Here is a 3940-nt window from a genome sequence, read left to right on the forward strand (position 1 = left end):
ATCTTCCACTGGTTTCCGGTCGCGATCGCCTTGACCGGGGTGAGATCGGGCCAGTCCCAGAAGCGCTTGGCCTCGCTGAGCGCGCGCGCCTCGGTCGTCGCGGTCCCCGCCCCGCCGCGCCCCGCGCCGCACACGGCGGTGTTGCCCGCCTTGAAGATCCCCGCGGGCACGGTGAGCGTGAAGCTGCCCTTGGCGACCGGCCCTGCGGTAATCTTGCCGTGGCGTTCGGTGTTCGAGAAGGGGATCACCTCCATCGTCACCGCGTGCTTGCCCGGCGCGAGCAGCCCCGCCGCCGTCGCGCGGCTGAGCAGCTCGAGGAAGGCGTCGGTCCCCGGCGTCACCTGCGCATTGCCGGGATTGACGAACTGCCCGCGCCAGGTGGTCCAGGTCTCGTGGTCCTTGCGCCCGCCCCAGGGGAAGATCCCGGTGTCGAAGCTCTGCCCGCCCACGGTGAAGCGCGCGACATAGTGGACCCCGTCGGGATAGGTTTCCTGCGCGGGCACGTTGTTGGCGAGCGCCAGCGCATTGGCGGCGGACCGCTCGGTGAAGACGCGGAAGAACATCGGCTCGCCCAGCGTGAAGTCGCTGGCGATATCGCCCTCGGTGATCGCACCGATGCCGAGATCGCGGCGGGTGAAGACGATCTGGCTCTGGTGCGCGGCGTGGACGGGGTTGTGCACGCCCTGATCGGGGAACATGCCGCCGGTGCTGGCAGCGGGTTTGGACGCGCTCGCGCTCGCCGCAGGCAGCGGCCGGCGGGTCGGGCGTTCGGGGGCGGGCGTGCCTGCGGGCGCGGGGGGCTTGCCGACCGCATCGCGCAGCCGCTTGAACGGGTCTTGCCCCGCGGCCTCGGCCCCGGTCAGTGCGACCGCTCCAAGGGCTGCAGCCATGATCCAACGCTCGCGCATGGTGATTCTCCTCCTCCCGTCTCGTGAGGCTTTCATGCTGCGGCCCCGGAGCGGCGCGGGCCATCCCCCCATCTGGCGGGGATGCTGCGGGCGCGGGGCTGTGTTCTGTTCATCGGCAGATAAGAAAGGACAGTCGCATGGGTTGGTGGAGCACTTTGGTCGGCGGCGGCTCGGCGGAAGAGCGGGCGGCGCGGGCGCAGGCCAAGGCCGACAACCTCGCCGCGCGCGAGGCGGCAGATGCGGCGGAGAAGGCCCGGCGCAATCTCGCACTGTTCGACCGGGCGCTGGGCAACGACCCCGACAATCCCGGCCTCGCCGCGCGGCGCCAGGCTGCGATCAGTCTGGTGCTGGCAAGCGAGCTGACCATGGGCCGCGAGGCGTGGCTCGCCATCGCGCGCGACCACCCGTCCGAGCTTGCGCTGGCGCTCGAACAGGTCGGCGTCAGCTACCATCTCGAAAAGGACTATGCGGCGGCGCTCAAGCATTACGAAGATGCGATCCGCGTCGGCGCTGATGCCGGGCAGCTTGCCGACAACATTGCCGAAGCGCGCAAGGGCCTTGCCGCGCTGGATTGAGTATTGGCGCCGGTTGATGCGCCTTGCCGATAAGATCATAACACGGGTTGCAGGCAAAATGGACATGATGATGGCGCAGGGCGAAGAGCATCGAGCACGCGCGGACGAGGGCTGCGGGCCCGCCCCCGATCCTGCCGGGGCGGCGCGCGTCATCATCGTCGAGGATGACGAACGGCTGCGTGCCTATGCCATCGACGCGCTGGCGGCCGCGCCCGATATCGCGGTGGTCGGCGATGCCGGATGCCTTGCCGATGGCCTGCCGCTGGTCGACCTGATGCCCGATCTGGCGCTGCTCGATCTCGGCCTGCCCGATGGCAGCGGCATCCGCGTGATCGAGGCGATCCGCGCGCATGTGCCGGGCTGCAAGGTGCTGGTCTTCACCGTCTTCGAAGACCGCGCGAGCGTGCTCGGCACGCTGAAGGCGGGCGCGGACGGCTATATCCTCAAGGACACGACCGCCGACATGGTGCTCGCCCATGTCCGCGCGACGCTGGCGGGCGAGACCCCGATCAGCGCGCGTGCGGCCGGGCACCTGCTCAGCCTGGTCCGCGACGAGCCGGTGGCTGAAACGTCCGAACCCGGCGCACCCCACCTCTCCCCGCGCGAGCGCGAGCTGCTCGAATATCTCGCACGCGGATTGAGCCGCAAGGAAGCCGCGCGGGTGATGAACCTCTCGCCCTACACCGTCGCCGAATATGTGCAGGGGATCTACAGGAAGCTGCACGTCAGATCGCGCGGCGAGGCGGTGTTCGAGGCGATCCAGGCCAAGCTCATCCGTATCGACCGGGAATAGGCTTGCGGGGGGGCTCGCTGCCCCCCACCCCCCTCGCCTGTGGGGATAGGATAAAACGCCCCCCGGCGCGATTGCGGCATGGAAATCAGCACCCTGGAGGGGAGTTTCCATGTCCAAGTCCCGTCGCCGTATCGCTCACGCCGCCCTGCTGGCGTCCGCCTCGTTCCTGTCCTTGACCATTGCGAGCCCGGCGCAGGCGCAGTGCGTGCCGACCCCGACGCAGCCGCTCAACAACATCACCACCGATAGCACGGTCGTCTCCTGCACGGGCAGCGTCAACGGGCCCGTCATCACCGTGAACGCCAACGGCACCAATGTGGACACCAACGGTTCGGGAACGTTCGTCACCGGAGCGAACATCAACGTCACGGGAAACAGCAATGTTGTCCAGGTTCGCAACGGTGCGGTCCTGAACGGGTCGCAGATCACCTTGACCGGCGCTGGAAACACCGTGCTTTACGGGGGCGGTGCCATTTCCAATGGTTCGATCGTCAATATCAGCGGCGCGAATTCGCAGCTGCTCTTCCTCTCCGGATCGCAGGTCACCCAGAACCCAGGCCAGACCACCATCTCGGCCCTCGCAGGCGAGCAGAACACCATCCTGATCTCTGCGGGAGGCGGCCTGTTTACGACCGGCGGCAACGGGCAATATCTGCTTGTCGGAGGCACGGGCAATCAGAACGTGCAAATCGAGGGCTTCCTCGTTGCGCCGAGCGACGGGCTCGCCATTTCGCTGGGTGACGGGGATGATCGGATCGACATTGGCAGTTCGGCCAATATCTCCACACAAGCTTCGGGCGCCGCCCTGTTCGATGGCGGCGCTGGCAACGACATCTTCAGTATCAACATCAATGGCAGCTGGATCCACGACACGGTCGGGTTCGAGATCATCAACATCAACCCCAACACCGCTATCACCCTGACCGGCAGCAATGTCGACGCGGTCCAGTTCAATGTGCAGGGCGGCAGTGTCACAGTGACCAGCGGGGCGGCGCTGGGCGTTGCAAACAGCACGGTCGACATTGGCCAGTTCGGCACTCTCACGCTCGGTTACACCGCATCGGCCAGCTTCGACAACACGCTGACCGGCAGCGGTGGGCTGAAGGTCGATGCCTCGGGCGCCACGATCACCTTTGGCGGCAATGGCAGCGGTTACACCGGCGCGGTGAACATCACGAACGGCACGACGGCTGTGCTGGGGAATGCCAACGCGGTCGGGGCGGGGGCGATCACCAATGACGGCACGATCTCGTGGGGCGATTTCAATCTCGCCAACGATATCGGGGGCACTGGAGGTCTGATCTACACCGGGGTCGGCACCGGCGACCTCAGCGGCGCGAACAGCTTCAGCGGCGGCATCGACATCCAGAGCGGCAGCTTGCGCGTCACGAATGTCGGCGCGCTCGGTACCGGCACGATCACCACCACCACCGGCGGTGTCATCCTGCAAATGGACACTAGCGGCAATCAAGTGCTGGCCAACAACCTAACCGGCGCGCTGGTGCTGGCCAAGACCAGCGGCGGCATCCTCGATGTGACCGGCACCAACACCTATACCGGCGGCACGCTTATCGATGACGGCGCGATCCGGGTCGACGATTTCGCGCGGCTCGGCACGGGGCAGGTGATCGCCAATGCGAACGGAAGCCTGATCCTGAACTACA

4 protein-coding genes are annotated in these 3940 nt (G+C 66.9%); 3 read left to right on the forward strand and 1 reads right to left on the reverse strand.

Annotation, left to right across the window (positions count from 1 at the left end; translation table 11 throughout):
* Positions 1 to 908 (reverse strand): hypothetical protein (locus NBV68_RS18325; protein ID WP_296312745.1); only part of this gene is annotated, 908 nt, incomplete at its 3' end.
* Positions 909 to 1045: 137 nt separating this feature from the next.
* Here NBV68_RS18325 and NBV68_RS18330 point away from each other — a divergent pair.
* From NBV68_RS18330 to NBV68_RS18340, 3 genes are all read left to right on the forward strand, one after another.
* A complete protein-coding gene (locus NBV68_RS18330) occupies positions 1046 to 1483 on the forward strand; it encodes a hypothetical protein (RefSeq protein WP_296312747.1) in 438 nt (145 codons plus the stop codon).
* Between the two features lie 64 nt (positions 1484 to 1547).
* Complete coding sequence (locus tag NBV68_RS18335; RefSeq protein ID WP_296312749.1) at positions 1548 to 2276, forward strand: response regulator transcription factor; 729 nt, start codon at positions 1548 to 1550, stop codon at positions 2274 to 2276.
* Positions 2277 to 2385: 109 nt separating this feature from the next.
* Positions 2386 to 3940, forward strand: a 1555-nt coding sequence (locus NBV68_RS18340; protein WP_296312751.1) for an autotransporter-associated beta strand repeat-containing protein, incomplete at its 3' end; no start/stop codon positions are given.

It is taken from the genome of Erythrobacter sp., assembly GCF_023653175.1.
Taxonomy (GTDB): domain Bacteria; phylum Pseudomonadota; class Alphaproteobacteria; order Sphingomonadales; family Sphingomonadaceae; genus Erythrobacter.

Coding starts and splice junctions, on each gene's coding strand:
- NBV68_RS18330 (WP_296312747.1), top strand. CDS start 1,046: ATGGGTTGGTGGAGCACTTTGGTCGGCGGCGGCTCGGCGGAAGAGCGG.
- NBV68_RS18335 (WP_296312749.1), top strand. CDS start 1,548: ATGATGATGGCGCAGGGCGAAGAGCATCGAGCACGCGCGGACGAGGGC.